We start from the raw sequence: 19,595 nt of genomic DNA, 5'->3' as shown, positions 1-19,595 counted from the left end.
TAGTCAATGCAACGCTATTTTTTAGATCAACCAATTGAAGCAGCTATTGAGCAGACCTTTACTGTCGGAGGTGAAGCCGTTAAACACTGGGTCAAAGTGATGCGTGCTCAGCCGGGTGATGAAGCAGAATTTGTAACGTTAGCACATCAGGTGGTTCATGCTAAGTTAGTGGCAACCGATGGGCAGACCGCAACCGCACAAGTTACGGCAGTTACTGATCCACAAGTTGAGCTACCGCTACCGGTGACGATTGCATGTGGCTTATCTAAGGGTGATAAGCCGGAACAGATTGTGCAGCGTGGAACCGAACTGGGCGCCAGTGCCTTTGTCTTTTATGACAGTCAGTGGGCCGTTGCCAAGTGGGCGGCTAACAAACGTGATCGCAAACTGGCACGGTTAGCTAAGATTGCCCAAGGTGCGGCCGAACAGTCACACCGGACGATGATTCCAACGGTTAGTTATCAGAATGACTTAACTAGCTTGTTAGCAAATGTCTCGTATGATCAGGGAATCGTTGCGTGGGAAGAATCAGCTAAACAGGGTGAAAGTAGTCAATTAGTGCAAACCTTGAAAACGATGACGCCACCACAACGGTTGTTAGCAATCTTTGGTCCAGAAGGTGGCTTAACGCCTCAGGAAGTGCAACAATTACAGGATTCAGGGATTGTTGCGGCTGGTTTGGGGCCCCGGATTATGCGTGCCGAAACAGCGCCACTATACTTGTTAAGTAGTGTTTCTTTTTGGTGCGAATTAGTGTAATTTCGTAGTCGGTGGTGTACAATAATTAACATAAATCATTTTGTAATAAAGCGTAAGCGAGGGACTCAGTTTGACGGAAAAATTTCGTAAGTTTAGTGGCCAATACTGGCTAGTTGCGCTTGTCGTTGGGGTGTTACTACCTTGGTTGTTGAAGCTACTTAGTATTAGTCGGTTTCATCAAATCGTGTGGTTACTATTTCTGGTTGATTTTGTGTTAGCAGCGATAGTTGGTTGGCAAATTCGCCGGACGGCTCAAACGGGATGGCTTGTTTGGCTGTTCCCAGTGGGTTGTTTTATTGGCCTATATTTGTTCTTCCCAACGTATGTCTACTATTTGGCTTTAGTCGATTTAGGCATTTCCTACTTAGCATATGGATTGACCGGTCCCCGCGAAAGTTTAAGCTAAAACGGTTGGCAAGGCACGCTGGGTGGGAAACTCGCGTGCCTTTTATTAAATAGAATCTTGTGGAAGTCGTGGTGATAAGAATGCCCAAACAGCCTACTTGGACGGCCCAGGATGTCCTGGACATGGTTCAAAAGTATATGAACAGTGAACACGTTGCGTTTGTTAAACGGGCGTGTGATTTTGCAACTTATGTGCATAAGGATCAGTACCGGCAATCCGGTGAAGCCTATATAATGCATCCGATTCAAGTTGCCGGAATATTAGCCGAGCTTAAAATGGACCCTGAAACGGTTGTTTCTGGTTTCTTGCACGACGTTGTGGAAGATACTGGGGTCACATTAGGCGACGTCAAAGAATTATTTGGTAATGACGTGGCCGTTATCGTCGATGGTGTGACTAAACTAGGTAAAATTCGTTATAAATCCAATAAGGAACAATTAGCGGAAAATCACCGTAAGTTGCTACTCGCAATGTCGAAGGATATTCGCGTCATGATCGTTAAATTAGCGGACCGGTTGCATAATATGCGGACGTTGCAACATTTGCGTCCAGACAAACAGCGGCGGATTGCGAATGAAACGCTAGAAATTTATGCACCAATTGCAGACCGTTTAGGGATCAGTACCATCAAGTGGGAACTGGAAGATGTTTCGCTGCGTTACTTGAACCCGCAACAATACTACCGGATTGTTCATTTAATGAACTCGCGGCGTGAAGATCGTGAAAAGTATATTGAAATTGCCATTGACGATATTCAGAAAGCCTTGACCGATCTGGAACTGCCTGATGCTGAGATCTATGGTCGGCCTAAGCATATCTATTCAATCTATAAGAAGATGCGTGATAAGCATAAACAGTTCAGTCAGATGTATGATTTACTGGCAATTCGTGTCGTAGTTGATTCGATTAAAGACTGTTACGCAGTATTAGGTGCGATCCACACCCAGTGGAAACCGATGCCTGGTCGTTTTAAGGACTACATTGCGATGCCTAAGGCCAATATGTATCAATCATTGCATACGACAGTGGTTGGTCCAGAGGGTAAACCTTTAGAGATTCAAATTCGGACTTTTGAGATGCACCGAGTTGCTGAATACGGGGTTGCGGCTCATTGGGCTTATAAAGAAGGTAAGCAGGATCAGGTTCAGGAGAGCCAGTCTGGTGATAAACTGAACTTAGTTAAAGAAATTATTGAATTACAGGATGAGAGTCGCGATGCCTCTGATTTTATGGAAGGTGTTAAAGGTGACCTGTTCAGTGATCGTGTCTATGCGTTTACGCCTAAGGGTGATGTGACTGAATTACCTAAGGGTGCTGGGCCACTTGATATGGCTTACTCAATTCATACTGAGGTTGGTAATCATACGACCGGAGCCAAAGTTAACGGCAAGATCGTGCCGCTGGACTACCAGATTAAAAATGGTGATATTGTCGATATTTTAACCTCGACAAGTTCAACGGGCCCTAGTCGTGACTGGCAGAAGTTAGTTTATACTCGGCGTGCCCGCAACAAGATCAAACAGTTCTTCCGTGGTGCTGATCGTGAAGAGAACATTGTGACTGGTCGCGATATTTTAGAAAAGCAGTTACGTGAGTTAGAGTTTAATCCTAAAGAAATTATGACTAAGGATAAACTCGCTTCGGTTGCTAACAAAATGCACTATGCGAGTGAAGATGACTTGTTCGCTGGACTAGGCTTTGGTGATGTGCAACCCGTGGGTATTGCTAATCGTTTGACGAGTGATGTTCGTAAGCAACGCGAGGCGGATCGTCAACGTGAACGTGAGGAAGCTATTTTAGCTGATCCAGCGGAACCGACTACCAAGAAAAAGAAGCAGGAACACAGTGAGGAACAGGAAAAACAAGAGCGTAAGCGGCAAAAGGTTTCGTCATCTGGTGGGGTGATTATCCAAGGTGTCGATAATCTGCTAGTCCGGCTCAGTCACTGTTGTTCACCGATTCCGGGTGATGATATTGTCGGGTATATTACCAAAGGGCGCGGTGTTTCCGTGCACCGGGTTGGTTGTCCTAACGTGAAGGCGGCTGAAGCTCAGGGTGAACGGCTGATCGATGTCCAATGGGAAAATCCAGAAGGTGATCGGACTAACTACAATACCGACTTGGAAATTCAGGGTTACAACCGTAACGGGATGTTAAACGATGTTCTCAAAGTGATCAACAACAATACCAAGTTCTTGACGAACGTCAATGGTAAAGTTGACCATAACAAGATGGTGATTATTAGCGTTTCTATCGGTGTTCGTAACTTGGAACATTTGCAACGAATCGTTGAAAGTCTGAAGAATGTCCAAGACTTGTACGCTGTAGAGCGGAAGTTATTTTAGGAGGTAGACCATGCGAGTAGTTGTTCAACGTTCGCAACATGCCCAAGTGACGATTGATGGTCAGGTTAAAGGGACCATCGATCATGGCTTGGTGTTGTTGGTTGGTTTTCAAGATAGTGATGGTCAGGCCGAACTTGATTATGTGATTCATAAAATCTTAAACCTACGAATCTTTAGTGATGATGCTGGTAAGATGAACCTAAACGTTCAGCAAGTCAACGGTGCCATTCTATCAATTTCACAATTTACGTTGTACGCGGATACGCGTCATGGGAATCGGCCTAGTTTCACAGATGCAGGAAAACCTGATTTGGCTAGTCAATTGTATGATACATTTAATCAACAATTGATGTCTAATGGGGTAACCGTTGCAACGGGTGAGTTCGGTGCAGATATGCAAGTTGAATTAGTGAACGATGGCCCCGTAACGATATGCTACGATACTGACCAACGTTAAAGCTTAAGCTGAAAGACCATCTTGGTACTTTCAGCTTTTTGTATCTAACAATTATCTAAAAACAGGAGTGGAACAACATGCGTGAGTTTTTATGGGATTTAGACGGGACTATTTTAGATACTTATCCAGCAATGGTTAAGGCGTTTCAACAGGCTGTTCAGGATATGGGGGCCACAATTACAGCGGATGAGGCTTATCAGCTGATGCGTCAACATTCAGTCGGCTATGCGGAGAAGCTAATTGCAGCGCGCTATGATTGGGACAGCCAGCAGATTCGAGCAGGGTACCAACGCTATGAAGGCCAATTACAAGTTGCACCCGCTGCTTTTGATGGTGCGGAGGCTGTTTTATCCCGAGTTCGGGAAATTGGTGGTCACAACTATTTGATGACGCACCGGGATGATAGTGCAATGACATATCTACAACAAGCTGGCTTGGCTGATTACTTTACCGATATGGTAACGGCAGCACAGCCATTTCCACGTAAGCCAGACCCTGCCGCACTCAATTATTTGTTGGATCAACATCATGTTGATCGTCAGCAGGCTGTAATGGTCGGTGACCGTAACTTGGATATTGAGGCGGGGCACAATGCCGGGATTTCCGGCTATCTATTCGATATTGACCATTTGATTCAGGTGACTAGCGAACCAGAAGTGCAGGTTGCGGATCTTAACGAATTATTGCCGTACGTCAAATGATTGGCAATAACAAATTAAATGTATAGTGGCAAAAAAAAGCGTTTAGGAAGCAATCCTAAACGCTTTTTAACAGTTAAATTACTGATTTGCAAAGTAAGTACTCAATCCAGCATAGACGGCGTGAGCCACTTCTTGTGGGTATTTTGCAGAACTAATCGTCTTGAAGTCTGACTTGTCATTAATGTAGCCCAGTTCCATCAAGACGGATGGTCGTGAGTTATCACGAATAACTAAGAAATCCCCGAACTCAGTCCCCTTACTTGGAATTGGCAGGGTCGAAACGTTGCTATTCAATGCTTTTGCCAATGCTAGCGAAGTCGACTTATGATAGTAATAAGTCGTAATTCCTGAAGCCGTATTCTTTTCAGGTGAGCTGTCAAAGTGGAAACTAATAAAGGCGTCGGCGTGGATGTTGTTAGCAATCTCTGGTCGAGCACTGAGTCCAACGTACTTATCGCTGTCCCGAGTCAAGATAACGTTGGCACCAGCCGCACGTAACTTCTTAGCAACGGCCTTTGCCACGCGCAGGGTGTAAGTCTTTTCCATCTTGCCCTTACTTGAAAGTGCACCGGAGTCAGAACCACCGTGGCCTGGATCTAAGACGATGGTTGCCTCAGAAATCTTAGTTGTCTTAGTCAACTGAGTATTGTGCTCGTTAACTAGCCAACTCGCCATCCAACCAAATTTATGATCTGCATAACGAACATAGATCCAGTTGTTCTTACGCTTCATGATGTGAACTTTAGTACCCTTAGACGTCGAATCTTCAATCGCGTAACTCATTCCGGGCCCACGGCGAATGTTGACGTTAGCGATGTTGACCGTGGCCGTGTTGTTGACGGCCAGTAGCGTCACAAAACCCGCTACTAGTCCAACAAAGACTAGGGTAACGGCGATTTGGCGCCAGAAATGTTTTAAAATTTGCATGAATGTCACCAATCTAAATTAAAATAACTACAGTTTAAAGTGCTGCAATCAGTATACCAAAAAAATTCATACTGTGACGAAAGCTTTGAGGTTATTTTAGCGACAACGATTGACTTTCAGGCTAAATTCGTGTAAATTTAATCATATATTAATCAATCGACCGCAGAGAAAGTAAGAGCATTGCAGTCCACTATAACTAGAGACCGGATGGCGCTGAGAATTCCGGATAGTGTGCGATGAGGAGACGCTTTTGAGGTGAACGGGAACGTTCCGCCTGTGATTACAGACGTTATCAATTAGTACTCATAAAGGTGGTACCGCGCAATTGCGCCCTTGTTAATTTAACAGGGGCGTTTTTTGTCGATTGGAATTAGAGGAGGAACTATTAATGAGATATCAACGTCCAAAAGGAACTGCCGACATTTTACCCGGCGACAGTGAAAAATGGCAATACGTCGAAGAAACTGCACGCCAGGTTTTCAAGACTTACCAATTTAAAGAAATTCGGACACCATTGTTCGAAAATTTTGAAGTGTTCTCACGCTCTGCAGGTGATACTTCTGATATTGTGACTAAGGAAATGTACGATTTTCACGATAAGGGTGATCGTCACATTACGTTACGTCCAGAAGGTACGGCAGGGGTTGTGCGGGCCTTTGTCGAAAATAAATTGTACGGTCCCCAAGTCTTAAAACCATACAAGGTTTACTACATGGGACCTATGTACCGTTACGAACGTCCACAATCAGGCCGTTTACGTGAATTCCACCAATTAGGTGTCGAAGCCTTTGGTAGTGAAAGTGCGGCGTTAGACGTTGAAGTCATCGCAATGGGCTATAACCTACTGAATAAGTTTGGCTTGGCTGACTTGAAGTTAGTCATCAACACGTTGGGTGACCAACAGACGCGTGACGACTATCGTCAAGCCTTGATCGACTACTTGGAACCACACTTTGAAGAATTGAGTGATGATTCTAAGGAACGTCTACACAAGAATCCTTTACGTGTCTTAGATAGTAAGGCACCTGAAGACCAAAAATTCGTTGAGGCCGCACCATCGATCTTGGATTACCTCAGTGATGATGCTAAGACTCATTTTGAACAGACCAAGACTTATTTAGAAGCTTTGGAAATCCCTTACGAAATCGATGCAACGATGGTACGGGGCTTAGATTACTATAACCACACGATTTTTGAAATCATGACGAATTCACGTGCGCTTGGTCAGGGCTATACGACCATCTGTGCGGGTGGACGTTACAACGGTTTGGTTAAAGAACTGGGCGGTCCTGAAGTTTCTGGTGTTGGTTTTGGCTTAGGTGTTGAACGACTACTTGTCTTGATGGATGCTGAAGGCGTCGAAGTACCGATGGATAACCAATTAGACGTTTACGTGGTTGGGATTGGTGATACTGCCAGTGCAACAACGCTGAAATTAGCGCAAGCATTGCGGACTGCGGGCTTCACTGCGGAACGTGACTACTTGGATCGTAAACCAAAGGCACAATTCAAGAGTGCTGATCGCTTGAACGCGCGTTACACGATGACGGTCGGTGAAGCTGAGATTGAAGGTCAAGTCGTTAACTTGAAAGAAATGGCAACCGGTAATGAAACTCAGGTTGCCATGGCAGATGTCTATAAAAACGCTAAACAAGTCATTAAATAAAGTGGCAGTCGTGACTAGTAATTACAGTCACGTTATTTAGAGGAGGAAGATTATGATGCAAAGAACCACTTATGCAGGATTGATCAACGAAGAGTATTTAGGCCAAAAAGTTACGTTACAAGGTTGGGTACAAAAACGCCGGGATCTCGGTAACTTGATCTTTATCGATTTACGCGATCGCGAAGGCATCGTTCAATTAGTATTTAGTCAAGAATTTTCAGCAGATGCACTCGCTGTTGCGGACCAACTCCGTGGCGAATACGTAATTGAGATTCAAGGAACCGTTGTGAACCGTGACGCTAAGGCGGTTACCGACCGGATGAAGTCTGGTAAAGTTGAAGTTGAAGTTCAATCAGCTACGATTATGAACAAAGCTAAGACACCACCTTTCTACATTCAAGATGACATCAATGTGTCTGACGAACTACGCTTGAAATACCGTTACTTGGACTTACGCCGTCCAGAAATGCAAAAAGGACTCAAAATTCGTAATGGCATTACCCAAGCAGTTCACAGTTACTTCGATGCTAACGGCTTTTACGACATTGAAACGCCGTTCTTAACGAAGTCAACGCCAGAAGGTGCTCGTGATTACTTAGTTCCTTCACGGGTCTACCAAGGCCACTTCTACGCATTACCTCAATCACCACAGATCTTTAAGCAATTATTGATGGGTGCGGGCTTTGACCGTTACTACCAAATTGCGCGTTGTTTCCGTGACGAAGACTTACGTGGCGATCGGCAACCAGAATTCACTCAAATCGATATGGAAACTTCTTTCTTAACCGCCGAGGAAATTCAGGCTCAGACTGAAGGCTTGATCAAGCAAGTGATGAAACACGTCAAGGGTATCGATATTAAGACACCATTTACTCGGATCACTTGGCAAGAATCAATGGATCGTTTTGGTTCTGAAAAACCTGATATCCGTTTCGGCATGGAATTAAAAGACATGTCACAAGCAGTTGCTAATGCCAATTTTAAAGTCTTTGACGGTGCCTTAGAAAACGGTGGGATGGTTAAAGCCATTGCCGTTCCTGGTGGTGCTGACAAGTACTCACGTAAACAAATCGACGCTTACACTGACTACGTTAAACGTTTCGGTGCTAAGGGCTTAGCTTGGATGAAGGTTACGGCTGACGGCTTTAACGGGCCAATCGCTAAGTTCTTTAAGAACGACGGTGACTTTGAAGCCATCACCAGTGCTGCTGATGCGCATGAAGGCGACTTACTATTATTTGCTGCTGACAGTTTCAAAGTTGTTTCTGATACGTTAGGCTACTTGCGGACAGCAATTGCCAAGGAATTAGACTTGATTGCAGCTGACCAATACGCTTACTTGTGGGTCGTTGACTGGCCACTGTTCGAATACGACGAAGGTATCGAACGCTGGGTATCTGCTCACCATCCATTCACGATGCCTAATGAAGAAGACGTGCATTACCTTGATGAAGGTGAAGACCCTCATCAAGCACATGCTCAGTCATATGACATTATCTTGAATGGTTACGAATTGGGTGGCGGTTCGATCCGTATCCATACTCGTGAGCTACAAGAAAAGATGTTCAAGGCGCTTGGTTTCACTAAAGAACGTGCTCAAGAACAGTTTGGCTTCTTACTAGATGCGCTTGACATGGGCTTTCCACCTCATGGCGGTTTAGCAATTGGTTTGGACCGTTTTGCGATGCTATTGTCAGGTAACGACAATATTCGTGAAGTCATTGCCTTTCCAAAGAATTCCAAGGCATCAGAACCAATGACCAATGCACCCGCAACGGTGTCTGATCAACAGTTAGCTGACCTTGATTTAAAGATTAACCGACCAATTACGGATGAAGATCCAGAATAGTTGATTTAAGGGACGTTCAGTGATGGACGTCCTTTTTGGATAGTGTTAAATTATTATTAAAACCTAATTGGAGGAATTCTCATGGAAACAGCAATTTTTGCGGGCGGTTGTTTTTGGTGCATGGTCCAACCCTTTGATAACCAGCCAGGAATTGACAGTGTTGTCTCAGGTTACACAGGTGGTCATAAGGCTAATCCGACCTATGAAGAAGTCAAAACGCACACTACCGGTCATACAGAAGCAGTTAAGATCACCTTTGATCCTGAAATCATCAGTTACGCGCAGTTAGTTGACATTTATTGGCACCAGACGGATCCCACGGATGCAATGGGGCAATTCCAGGACCGCGGTGATAACTACCGACCAGTGATTTTTGTCAGTGGCGCTGAACAGCGGCAAATCGCTGAAACGTCCAAACAACAATTGCAGGCCAGTGAACGTTTTTCAAAACCAATTGTCACGACGATTGAAGATGCCAAGCCATTCTATCCAGCTGAAGCACGTCATCAACGCTTCTATAAAAATAATCCAGTCGTCTTTGCCGAGCAAGAAGCGGGCGGTCGGGAAGCGTTTATTGCGGAACAGTGGGCAGATGCGCCAAAAGTTGACTAATATAATGTGGTTTTAATGAGAAACGTGAGACTTTTGGTAGAAAACCGCAAATACCTGCTGGGATAAGGTTAAGCGTGTTACAATAGCGAATGTAAAAAACGTAAAGGAGCACACTTATTCATGGATGATTTTCAGCAGTTGTCCAAACATCACCGCGACGTGGTTAAGGCGTCGACGGCTTTTATCTATGCCATTTTAGTCTCAATCGCGATGAATTATTTTTGGACACCCGGGCACATTTATTCTTCCGGGATCACTGGGTTAGCGCAATTGTTCAATAGTTTGATGTCCAAATTCTTACCTTTTCAAATCTCAACCGCCGCGTTACTGTTCATTTTAAACGTGCCAATGTTTATCATTGCATGGCGGCATATTGGTCATCGATTCACGTTGTACACTTTTCTAGCAGTTGCACTTTCTAGTGTGATGATCAAAATGATTGCACCAGTTGGTTTGACACACGATCCAATCATCTGTGCGATTTTTGGTGGTGCGGTTAACGGATTTGGTACCGGGACCGCCCTTAAAAACGGTATTTCGACCGGTGGGCTAGACATTGTCGGTATTGTGATCCGTCGTAAGACTGGGCGCAGTATGGGGACGATCAACATGGCGTTTAATTCAATCATCGTCATTGCGGCCGGATTTGTTTACGGCTGGCCATACGCTTTCTACTCAGCGCTGGGCCTGTTCGTTAATGGCCGGGTTATGGATATGACGTATACTCGTCAACAGAAGATGCAAGTGATGATTATTACTAGTCGGCCTAAAACGGTGATTGATAGTGTTCAGAACCGTATTCGTCGGGGAGTTACGATCGTTCACAATGCTGAGGGTGCGTATCAACATGATGACAAGACCATTCTGTTTACGGTCATTACGCGCTATGAAATGAACGAATTAAAAGCAGCGATGGCAGAATCTGATCCACACGCCTTTGTCAGTATCTCGGACACGGTCAAGATTCTCGGTCATTTCTACGAACCAAAACCATAGGCAATTAATTCAGTAGCGGGTGCGTGACCATAATATTGGTTATACCCCCGCTATTTACTGTTTCTAGGGCTAACTAATTGTTAAGTAAGTGTTAAGGCGGAATGGCAGAAAAGTAAAGTATGCTATAATCAGTTGGTCGTATTTTGCAACGAATGAAAGGGTGGCCGGAGTGAAGAAAACAATCTATATCTGGCTGGTTAGCTTGATATCTTGGTTGGCGCACTTTAAACGGACTGATCGGATTATCTATTTGATGAGTTTTGCGGATAACTTAGATTTCATTCGTCAGCTAGATCAACGCTTGCCAGGTCGGGTTACCGTTTATTATTTACCGGCTGCACAGCGTGGTGCTGAAGAGTTGGCAGCAGCTGGTGTTGCTATCCAACCGTTTCAAGACTCACTACGACTGGTGCTGAGTGGCGTCCCAGTGTTTACACAAGCTGCGGACCTCTACGTGGATAATTACTTTGCCTTTACAGCTGGACTTATTCGTCACCGGCATCAGCGTGTGATTCAGATGTGGCACGCTGACGGTGCGGTCAAAGCGTTTGGCTGGGGTGATCCGCAAACGGTTCAACGATCAGCTGATGATCAGCGTCGGTTTCAAGCGGTATATAATCATATTACTGATTATGTTGTCGGATCAGATAAGATGGGGCAAGTCTTTGCGGACAGTTACCATGTTCCAATGAATCGGATGCGGGTAGTGGGTTATCCTCGTTCAGATCGCTATCGGCAGTCGGCGTGGATTGATAAAACCATGACGGCAATCTATGAGCGTTATCCAGAGTTTCGGCAGGAGGAGTTAATCTTGTATGCGCCAACTTATCGTGCGGGTGTTCAATTTGAGTTACCTGCAGACTTTGGTCAGTTAGTTTTACGGCCTAATCAACGATTGGTGGTCAAGTTGCATCCGCATCTGGCTGAGCTAGAACAACGGCTGCAACAAGAATATCCTGATCAGATTACGTTAGTGCCAGAATTCAGTACGGATGAGCTTTTGACGGTAGCTAATACGCTAATTAGTGACTATTCGTCCGTCATTTTTGACTATGCGCTCTTGCCAAATTGTCAAAAAATGGTATTCTATGTCTTTGACTGGCAAAGTTATCATGATGCGGTTGGGTTACAGCCTGACTTTGAGCAGTGGGCGCCGGGGCCATTAGTAGCGGATGTAACCGCATTAAATCAAGTTTTAGCTAATCCGGCAGAGCCGCTCCAATTGACGACCTTTAATCAATTGTGGAATGCTCAAAACGATGGTCATGCAACTGAACGAACTTTAGCTTATTTTTATCAATAAATAAAACCATTTTTTTGAATGTATAGATAGGGAGTGTCGTTGCCTTGAAAGAGGTTGTATCGATTGTTAAAGAACAATTCCAGAACTGGGGAATTATCTGGCGGATTTCTAATTATGAGGATAAAGCCAGTTATCAAAACCATTATCTGGGATTAGCTTGGGAGTACTTATACCCATTAATTCAGATCGGGATTTATTGGATCGTCTTCAGTGGCGGTTTCAAAAAAGGTGGGGACCTCAACGGGGTTTCTTACTTAATGTGGATGGTTATCGGGATTACCCCTTGGTTCTTCATGAACCGGGCTATTCTGGATGGGTCTAAGAGTATTTACCAACGGGTTAACATGGTTTCTAAAATGAAGTTCCCCGTCTCAGCCTTACCATCAATTCGGATCGTCGGTAATTTGAATTCTTTCTGGACGATGTTGGTGTTCTCGATTGCGTTAGGTTTCTTTAACGGAATCTACCCATCGTTGGCTTGGATTCAATGGATTTACTACTTCTTCGCAATGATGTGTCTGATGTTTGCGTTGAGTATCTTTAATTCAACGGTTTCTGTCTTGGTACAAGATTGGCAAGTCTTATTGCAATCAATCATGCGGATGGCCTTTTACTTATCTGGCGTGTTGTTCAACTTCCAAACGACTGGTTTTCCAGCACCGTTTGTCCGTGTTTTACAACTCAACCCGTTCTTCTACATTATTAACGGGTTCCGAGAATCAATGTTCAATCAAGCAACGGTATGGAGTCAACCAGTCTTAACCTTAGTTTTCTGGGGAATCGTTCTCTTTATGCTATTGATTGGTTCACACTTACATTACAAGTTCCGTTCACGTTTCGTGGATATGATCTAATTTTTGCAATTTAAGTTAAGAACGGCTCGTCGTGCAAACGGTGACCGTTCTTTTTTTGTCGTGCTGATAATTCTGGACTATTTTGATTTTAACGATTCTGATTGAGAGAACAGCGATTGTGCAACATTAAATGACGCCAGACGTGTATAATAAGCTTATTAAATTAATCGTCAGCCGTTAGCAAATAATTGTGGCTGAAATAGCGATAAAGGATGGGACTCGCAATGCTTAGATTAGGCTCACACGTTTCAATGAAGGCACCGAAGATGTTACTAGGATCAGCCAACGAGGCGGTCAGCTATGGTGCGAATACGTTTATGATCTATACGGGTGCGCCCCAGAATACACGGCGAAAACCCATTGAAGAATTGAACATCGAAGCTGCTAAGCCTGTGATTGAGGCTAATGACCTTCAGCAGATTGTCGTGCACGCACCGTACATTGTTAATCTCGGTAATACGACAAAGCCGGGTTACTTTGAATTTGCTACCGATTTTCTCTATCAAGAAATCCAACGTGCTGAGGCAGTTGGTGCAACGCAGATTACCTTACATCCTGGTGCTCACGTTGGTGCCGGTGCGGATGCCGCAATCGCCCAGATCATTAAGGGTTTAAATACCGTTTTACGGCCAGAGCAGACCGTTCAGATTGCGCTTGAAACAATGGCCGGTAAGGGAACTGAAGTTGGTCGGAGTTTTGAAGAATTAGCCCAAATGATTGCGGGTGTCACGTATAACGAAAAATTGTCAGTCACCTTTGATACTTGTCACACCAGTGATGCTGGTTACAACATTAAGGATGATTTTGACGGTGTCCTTAATGAATTCGACCACGTGATTGGTTTAGACCGGCTAAAAGTGGGGCATCTCAATGATTCTAAGAATCCTCAGGGTGCTCACAAGGACCGCCACACTAATATTGGGATGGGAACGATTGGGTTTGATACGCTTAACTATGTCGCTCATCATCCACAACTGCCTGATATCAGTAAGATTTTGGAAACACCATACGTTGGTGAGGACAAAAAGCACCAATTACCACCGTATAAGTATGAAATTGCGATGCTGCGTGCAGGGAAGTTTAATGAACATCTGATTGAAGATATTGAACAACAACGTTAATTTAGAATTGAACGGTAATCGGCATTTGCGATTATCGTTTTTTTATTTAAGGAGGATTTTAGCATGAGTTTAAAGGATCAAAGTATTTTAATCGTTGGTGGGACATCTGGTTTTGGGCTAGAAATTGCACGACAATCATTAGAAATGGGTGCGCAAGTTCATATTATCGGTCATACGATAGAACACATTGAACAAGCTCAGCAGCAGTTAGCTGCAACCGGAACACAACTACAAGGGACGGCGCTGGATGCTCAAGACCAGGAGCAATTGCAGTCGTTTTTTGACCAGCAGCCTAAGTTTGACCACGTTGTTTCAATGCTCGGTGGCGCAATGGGTGGCGGCTTCTTGAATAATTCAGTAGCGGCTATTCGACAAACGCTGGAAGATAAGTTCTTTGCTAATCTGCAGCTAGCACAAGTCGCCAGTCAGCATCTTAATGAACAGGGATCGCTGATCATGACCTCTGGCGCTGGTGGCCACCCGTACGATGCGTCAGGAGCCATTGTGGGCAATCAGGCGATTAATACGATGGTAGCGGGACTAGCCGTTGAAATGAGCCCACAATACCGGGTTAATGCGGTAGCGCCGACGTGGACGCCAACGGGGCTGTGGCGTGATTTGTCAGCAGAACAGTTAACGGAACAAGCAACCGCTGTTAGTCAAGGAATTCCATTAAAACGGGTTGCCACGAAGGCGGAAGTGACCGCTGCTTATTTATACTTAATGCAGAATCAATTTGTCACGGGTCAGATCCTGCACGTTGATGGTGGTGTTGAGTTACTTTAAGCCAAGTATAAATTAGAAATGATTTTTTGAAATGAGTCACAAAAAGCGTGTCGCAGAAGTTTTAAAATTCCGCGACACGCTTTTTTTATGATTATTTAATAACGACTTATTCAGGATTACCGATGTTCAAACTCTCGGTGATCAATGTGGCGGTTTCTTCAATTGATTTGTTAGCCACGTTGATGACTAGGCAACCGATTTTTTTGAAGATATCATCCGCATAGGCGAGTTCATCTTTGATCTTATCCGTGTTAGAATACATCGTATCAGGATTCAAACCATATTGAACCATTCGTTGTCGCCGAATCGTGTTGAGTTTCTCTGGGTCATTAGTTAAGCCGAAGATCTTTTTAGGATCGACTTGCCAAATCTCATCTGGAATCTGAGCTTTTGGAACTAATGGCAGGTTAGCCACTTTAAGATTACGGTTGGCGAGGTAGAGTGATAACGGCGTTTTAGATGTTCGTGAGACTCCCAGCAAGACAACGTCAGCCTCTAAAAAGCCGGTGGGATTCTTACCGTCGTCGTAGGTGACTGCGAATTCAATGGCGTTGATCCGGTCGAAATAGTTATTATTCAACGCGTGGACCGTGCCTGGACGATTAGTGGGTTGCACGTGGGTAACTTCCGAAAAAGTATCGAGTGCCGGCGTAATGACATCATAGTAAGGTAATTGATGGACATCACAGAAATGATTAACGAGCTGACTGAGCTGGCGATCAACAAAGGTGTGAAAAATAATCGCTTTTTCTTTAATTGCTTGGTCCAGGACGGTCTGTAGTAATGATTCAGTTCTAACAAATGGGAAACGCTGGTAGCGAATGTCGTAGCCACTGAATTGGGCAGCAGCGGCTAAAGCCACGTTATGAGCCGTTTCACCAATTGAATCAGATAAAACGAAGACTTTGATAACTGTCATGTAATAACCTCATTTCGGTTCAATAATGACTCTAGTGTAGCATAGCAAGGTAAGTATGAAAACGATTTACTGTCCGTGCTAGCTCCCTTAAGAGCGATTATTTTTAAGGAAATCGCAAACTGTGGTTGACGCCCATTTTCAAGTTATGTATAATTTACTAGAACAGTTGCGTTATATGTAAGTACACATGTAATTTGACGGTTACATTTTGAGCTCGGAGGGAGGGAATTTAACATGGCAAAAACAGTCGTTCGTAAAAACGAATCTCTTGATGATGCTCTTCGTCGCTTTAAGCGTACCGTTTCAAAGAGTGGTACTTTACAAGAATACCGCAAACGGGAATTCTACGAAAAACCAAGTGTGAAGAAGAAGTTAAAATCTGAAGCAGCACGTAAGCGTAAGAACCGTCGTCGTTTCAAGTAATTAGTGTCAGCACTAATTTAATTAACGAGGAGGGCAACCAATGAGTCTATTAGAAACACTCAATGGTGATCTGAAAGCTGCGATGAAGGCGCGCGATAAGCAGCGTCTCAGCGTTATACGAATGCTTAAGGCCGCAGTGATGAACGAACAAATCAATGCGGGCCATGATTTAACAGCTGATGAAGAAGTTAGCGTGATTTCACGAGAACTGAAACAACGGCGCGAATCATTAGGTGAATTCGAAAATGCGGATCGTCAAGATTTAGTTGACGGTGTTAAAGCAGAAATTGCAATTGTTGAACAGTATATGCCAAAACAATTGTCGGACGAAGAAGTTCAACAGATTGTTGCTGAAACCATCAAACAAGTCGGTGCCACTGGTAAAGGTGACTTCGGTAAGGTGATGGGTGCGGTTATGCCTAAGCTGAAAGGCCAAGCAGACGGTAAACTGATCAACCAAACAGTTAAATCATTATTGAATTAACGGTAAGCCGAGAAATTTATTTCTCGGCTTTTTTGTTGACTTTTACTCGGAATGGTCCTGCTGGTAGCTTCCAGGCTTTTATGCTATGATTAGTTCACGAATACCTACTCATACCGGCGTGTTAGTCATGTCGATAGTAGGCACCATGATGATTAAATCTGTCAATAAAGGAGTTCATGTCTTTGACCGAAAACTCAAAATACGAACAGAAATTTCTCATTTCCGATCCCACGCAGTCAGTAGCGTTATTGGGACCAGAAGACGCGCATTTGGCACTCTTGGAAGACGGACTACACGTTAGCTTACACGTCTTTGGTGATCAGATGACGATCAGCAGCGATGACGAGGCGGCTATTCAGAATACGCAAGCAGTTTTGGAAAACCTAACAAGCTTGATCAGTCAGGGGATTCAAATAGGTGCGCCTGATGTGATTAGTGCCATCAAGATGGTTAACCGCGGGACACTCGCTTATTTTAAGGACCTTTACTCTGAAACGTTGATTAAGGACAATCGTGGTCGACCAATTCGAGTCAAGAATTTTGGTCAGCGGCAGTATGTTAAGGCCGTTGAGAAGAGTGATATTACGTTTGGGATTGGCCCAGCCGGTACTGGTAAAACGTATCTAGCGGTTGTCATGGCGATTGCGGCGTTAAAGCGTGGTGACGTTGAAAAGCTTATCTTGACGCGTCCCGCTGTGGAGGCTGGCGAAAGCTTGGGCTTCTTACCAGGGGATCTAAAAGAAAAAGTGGATCCATACTTACGACCAATCTATGATGCGCTATACGACATTTATGGTGCGGAACATACGCAGCGATTAATGGATCGGGGAATTATTGAAATTGCGCCACTTGCTTATATGCGGGGGCGGACGCTGGATCGTGCTTTTGTCATTCTTGATGAGGCTCAAAATACAACTAATGCTCAGATGAAGATGTTTTTGACCCGGCTAGGATTCGGTGCCAAAATGATTGTTAACGGTGATATCTCGCAAATTGACTTACCACGGAATACGACCAGTGGCTTGATCCAAGCAGAACGAATCTTACAAGGTGTTAGCAATATTTCATTCGTCAAGTTTACGGCGGATGATGTGGTACGAAACCCAGTTGTGGCCAAGATTATTAAGGCATATGACCAAGTGGAACAACGGTAAACGGAGGCAGTTATGGATTTAGAGTTATTTGATCAAACCCAGGACGGCGCACAACCGGAACAATTGCAACAAGTGCGTGAACTAATTGAGCTGGCAGGAAAAACGTTAAATTTACGGGAAGATACTGAAGTTTCAGTAACCCTGATGAATAACGACACCATTCAAAAAATTAATGAACAATACCGGGGGGTTGATCGCCCAACCGATGTCATTAGTTTTGCGATGCACGACGATGATGAAGATGACCTGATTGTGATGGACCCAGAAATGGCGGCTGAGATGCCACTCAATTTGGGAGATATCATGATTTCAGTCGATAAAGTTGCGGAACAAGCCGCCTTTTTACAACATTCAGAGGCCCGCGAATTGGGCTACCTGATCGTTCATGGTTTTCTACATTTGAATGGGTATGATCATCTCCAGCCAGCAGATGAGACTGAAATGTTTGGATTGCAACGACAGATATTGGATGCTTATGGCCTCGAAAAATAGGCCAGATCGCTTGCAAGTTGGCAAGAATCATTCATTTTTACAGTCATGGCGCCACGCTTGGAATGGGCTTAAAACAGTTGTGATTGAAGAACGTAATATGCGGACCCACCTAGTATTAGGAGCAGTAGCTCTGATTGCTGGCTGGTGGGTGCATTTGAGTGTTAATGAATGGCTGTGGCTAGCTTTGGCCATTTTTTTGGTCATGCTATGCGAAATTAATAATACGATTGCGGAAAACATCTGTGACATGGTTACGGGGCCACATTTTAATCCGTTAGCTAAAAAAATTAAAGATATTGCAGCCGGTGCTGTCGTTTTTTCAGCGGCATTTGCGGTGTTAGTTGGTGTGATATTATTTGCGCCTAAAATATGGGAACTTGCGTTAGACTGGTTCTAATCAGCAGCGCAGCGAAAGGAATTAATTATGGTAGAACAAAAGGCATTTCATTCCGGGTTTGTGGCGATTATTGGTCGTCCCAATGTTGGTAAATCAACGTTACTAAATCGAGTTGTTGGTCAAAAAGTGGCAATTATGTCTGACAAAGCCCAAACGACACGTAACCGAATTCAAGGGATTTACACCACTGATGATACCCAGATGGTCTTTATTGATACTCCTGGGATCCACAAGCCACACAGTCGCTTAGGTGACTTCATGGTCAAATCAGCACTTTCAACGTTAGGTGAAGTTGACGCCGTGTTGTTCATGATCAATGCAGACGAACGCCGTGGTGCCGGTGATAACTTTATTATTGACCGTCTAAAAAATGTTAAACAACCGATTTACTTGGTGATCAATAAGATTGACCAAGTTCATCCAGATCACTTACTAGAAATTATGGATCAATATAAGGACGCTTTACCTTGGAAAGAAGTTTATCCAATTTCTGCCCTCGAAGGTAATAACGTGGACGAGTTGTTGACGACCCTAAAGACACAATTGCCAGAAGGTCCTCAATACTACCCATCTGATCAGATTACTGATCACCCAGAACGATTCATCATTTCGGAATTGATTCGTGAAAAGGTTCTCGATCTAACCCGTCAGGAAGTTCCACATTCAACTGCAGTGGTTATTGATTCAATTAAGCGTCAAGATGAAGAAAAGATTCACGTCCAAGCAACGATTATCATTGAACGTTCATCACAAAAGGGCATTATCATCGGTAAGGGTGGTAGTATGCTCAAGAAGATCGGTTCAATGGCTCGCCGTGATATTGAACTTTTACTAGGTGACAAGGTCTATCTGGAACTCTGGGTCAAAGTCCAAGAGAATTGGAAAGATCGTCAAGACTTACTGGCTAGCTATGGCTACCGGTCAGACGATTATTAGAAACGTTA

21 protein-coding genes are annotated in these 19,595 nt (G+C 44.1%); 19 read left to right on the top strand and 2 right to left on the bottom strand.

The window, feature by feature from the left end; all coding sequences use genetic code 11:
* The first annotated feature begins 6 nt into the window (after positions 1-6).
* From ACG95_RS06970 to ACG95_RS06950, 5 genes are all read left to right on the top strand, one after another.
* Positions 7-759 (top strand): 16S rRNA (uracil(1498)-N(3))-methyltransferase, encoded by a 753-nt coding sequence (locus tag ACG95_RS06970; protein WP_047999839.1) that lies wholly within the window; start codon positions 7-9, stop codon positions 757-759.
* Positions 760-829: 70 nt separating this feature from the next.
* A complete protein-coding gene (locus ACG95_RS06965; RefSeq protein ID WP_047999838.1) occupies positions 830-1,165 on the top strand; it encodes a hypothetical protein in 336 nt (111 codons plus the stop codon).
* An 80-nt stretch (positions 1,166-1,245) separates the two neighbouring features.
* Complete coding sequence (locus ACG95_RS06960) at positions 1,246-3,510, top strand: RelA/SpoT family protein (RefSeq protein ID WP_047999837.1); 2,265 nt, start codon at positions 1,246-1,248, stop codon at positions 3,508-3,510.
* 10 nt (positions 3,511-3,520) lie between these two features.
* Positions 3,521-3,967, top strand: coding sequence for a D-aminoacyl-tRNA deacylase (gene dtd, locus ACG95_RS06955; RefSeq protein WP_047999836.1), 447 nt, complete (start codon positions 3,521-3,523; stop codon positions 3,965-3,967).
* 77 nt (positions 3,968-4,044) lie between these two features.
* Positions 4,045-4,668 (top strand): HAD family hydrolase, encoded by a 624-nt coding sequence (locus ACG95_RS06950; RefSeq protein WP_047999835.1) that lies wholly within the window; start codon positions 4,045-4,047, stop codon positions 4,666-4,668.
* 78 nt (positions 4,669-4,746) lie between these two features.
* On the opposite strand, the gene ACG95_RS06945 is transcribed toward ACG95_RS06950, so the two are convergent.
* The gene (locus tag ACG95_RS06945) at positions 4,747-5,595 is read right to left on the bottom strand and encodes an N-acetylmuramoyl-L-alanine amidase family protein (RefSeq protein WP_047999834.1); all 849 of its coding nucleotides are present in this window, start codon (positions 5,593-5,595) and stop codon (positions 4,747-4,749) included.
* Positions 5,596-5,983: 388 nt separating this feature from the next.
* On the opposite strand from ACG95_RS06945, the gene hisS reads away from it, so the two are divergent.
* The 8 genes from hisS (at position 5,984) to ACG95_RS06905 (ending at position 14,782) form a co-directional block, all read left to right on the top strand.
* Positions 5,984-7,261 (top strand): histidine--tRNA ligase, encoded by a 1,278-nt coding sequence (gene hisS, locus ACG95_RS06940; RefSeq protein ID WP_047999833.1) that lies wholly within the window; start codon positions 5,984-5,986, stop codon positions 7,259-7,261.
* Between the two features lie 55 nt (positions 7,262-7,316).
* Positions 7,317-9,110, top strand: coding sequence for an aspartate--tRNA ligase (aspS, locus tag ACG95_RS06935; protein WP_047999832.1), 1,794 nt, complete (start codon positions 7,317-7,319; stop codon positions 9,108-9,110).
* An 81-nt stretch (positions 9,111-9,191) separates the two neighbouring features.
* Positions 9,192-9,722, top strand: a complete 531-nt coding sequence (msrA, locus tag ACG95_RS06930; RefSeq protein WP_047999831.1) for a peptide-methionine (S)-S-oxide reductase MsrA — start codon at positions 9,192-9,194, stop codon at positions 9,720-9,722.
* Positions 9,723-9,842: 120 nt separating this feature from the next.
* Complete coding sequence (locus tag ACG95_RS06925; protein ID WP_047999830.1) at positions 9,843-10,718, top strand: YitT family protein; 876 nt, start codon at positions 9,843-9,845, stop codon at positions 10,716-10,718.
* Positions 10,719-10,887: 169 nt separating this feature from the next.
* Complete coding sequence (locus ACG95_RS06920; protein ID WP_047999829.1) at positions 10,888-12,021, top strand: CDP-glycerol glycerophosphotransferase family protein; 1,134 nt, start codon at positions 10,888-10,890, stop codon at positions 12,019-12,021.
* Positions 12,022-12,065: 44 nt separating this feature from the next.
* Positions 12,066-12,875, top strand: a complete 810-nt coding sequence (locus tag ACG95_RS06915) for an ABC transporter permease (protein ID WP_047999828.1) — start codon at positions 12,066-12,068, stop codon at positions 12,873-12,875.
* Between the two features lie 224 nt (positions 12,876-13,099).
* Positions 13,100-13,996, top strand: coding sequence for a deoxyribonuclease IV (locus ACG95_RS06910; protein WP_047999827.1), 897 nt, complete (start codon positions 13,100-13,102; stop codon positions 13,994-13,996).
* A gap of 63 nt (positions 13,997-14,059) precedes the next feature.
* On the top strand, positions 14,060-14,782 hold the full coding sequence (locus ACG95_RS06905; protein WP_047999826.1) for an SDR family oxidoreductase: 723 nt from the start codon (positions 14,060-14,062) through the stop codon (positions 14,780-14,782).
* Between the two features lie 106 nt (positions 14,783-14,888).
* Here ACG95_RS06905 and ACG95_RS06900 read toward each other — a convergent pair whose 3' ends face one another.
* Positions 14,889-15,701, bottom strand: coding sequence for a pyruvate, water dikinase regulatory protein (locus tag ACG95_RS06900; RefSeq protein WP_047999825.1), 813 nt, complete (start codon positions 15,699-15,701; stop codon positions 14,889-14,891).
* Positions 15,702-15,935: 234 nt separating this feature from the next.
* On the opposite strand from ACG95_RS06900, the gene rpsU reads away from it, so the two are divergent.
* The 6 genes from rpsU (at position 15,936) to era (ending at position 19,587) form a co-directional block, all read left to right on the top strand.
* Complete coding sequence (gene rpsU, locus ACG95_RS06895) at positions 15,936-16,124, top strand: 30S ribosomal protein S21 (protein ID WP_003638914.1); 189 nt, start codon at positions 15,936-15,938, stop codon at positions 16,122-16,124.
* A gap of 40 nt (positions 16,125-16,164) precedes the next feature.
* On the top strand, positions 16,165-16,608 hold the full coding sequence (locus tag ACG95_RS06890; RefSeq protein ID WP_047999824.1) for a GatB/YqeY domain-containing protein: 444 nt from the start codon (positions 16,165-16,167) through the stop codon (positions 16,606-16,608).
* Positions 16,609-16,784: 176 nt separating this feature from the next.
* Positions 16,785-17,762: a PhoH family protein gene (locus ACG95_RS06885; protein ID WP_047999823.1), complete on the top strand. Its 978-nt coding sequence runs from the start codon at positions 16,785-16,787 to the stop codon at positions 17,760-17,762.
* A gap of 12 nt (positions 17,763-17,774) precedes the next feature.
* Positions 17,775-18,254: an rRNA maturation RNase YbeY gene (gene ybeY, locus ACG95_RS06880; protein WP_047999822.1), complete on the top strand. Its 480-nt coding sequence runs from the start codon at positions 17,775-17,777 to the stop codon at positions 18,252-18,254.
* Positions 18,238-18,651 carry a diacylglycerol kinase family protein gene (locus tag ACG95_RS06875; protein WP_047999821.1) on the top strand — a complete coding sequence of 138 codons (414 nt, stop codon included), beginning with the start codon at positions 18,238-18,240 and terminating at the stop codon, positions 18,649-18,651. Before ybeY ends, ACG95_RS06875 begins: the two co-directional genes overlap by 17 nt.
* 27 nt (positions 18,652-18,678) lie before the next feature.
* A complete protein-coding gene (era, locus tag ACG95_RS06870) occupies positions 18,679-19,587 on the top strand; it encodes a GTPase Era (RefSeq protein ID WP_047999820.1) in 909 nt (302 codons plus the stop codon).
* Positions 19,588-19,595: the final 8 nt, after the last annotated feature.

It is taken from the genome of Lactiplantibacillus herbarum, from assembly GCF_001039045.1.
Classification (GTDB): domain Bacteria; phylum Bacillota; class Bacilli; order Lactobacillales; family Lactobacillaceae; genus Lactiplantibacillus; species Lactiplantibacillus herbarum.
This window is presented reverse-complemented; position numbering and strand designations above follow the sequence as displayed.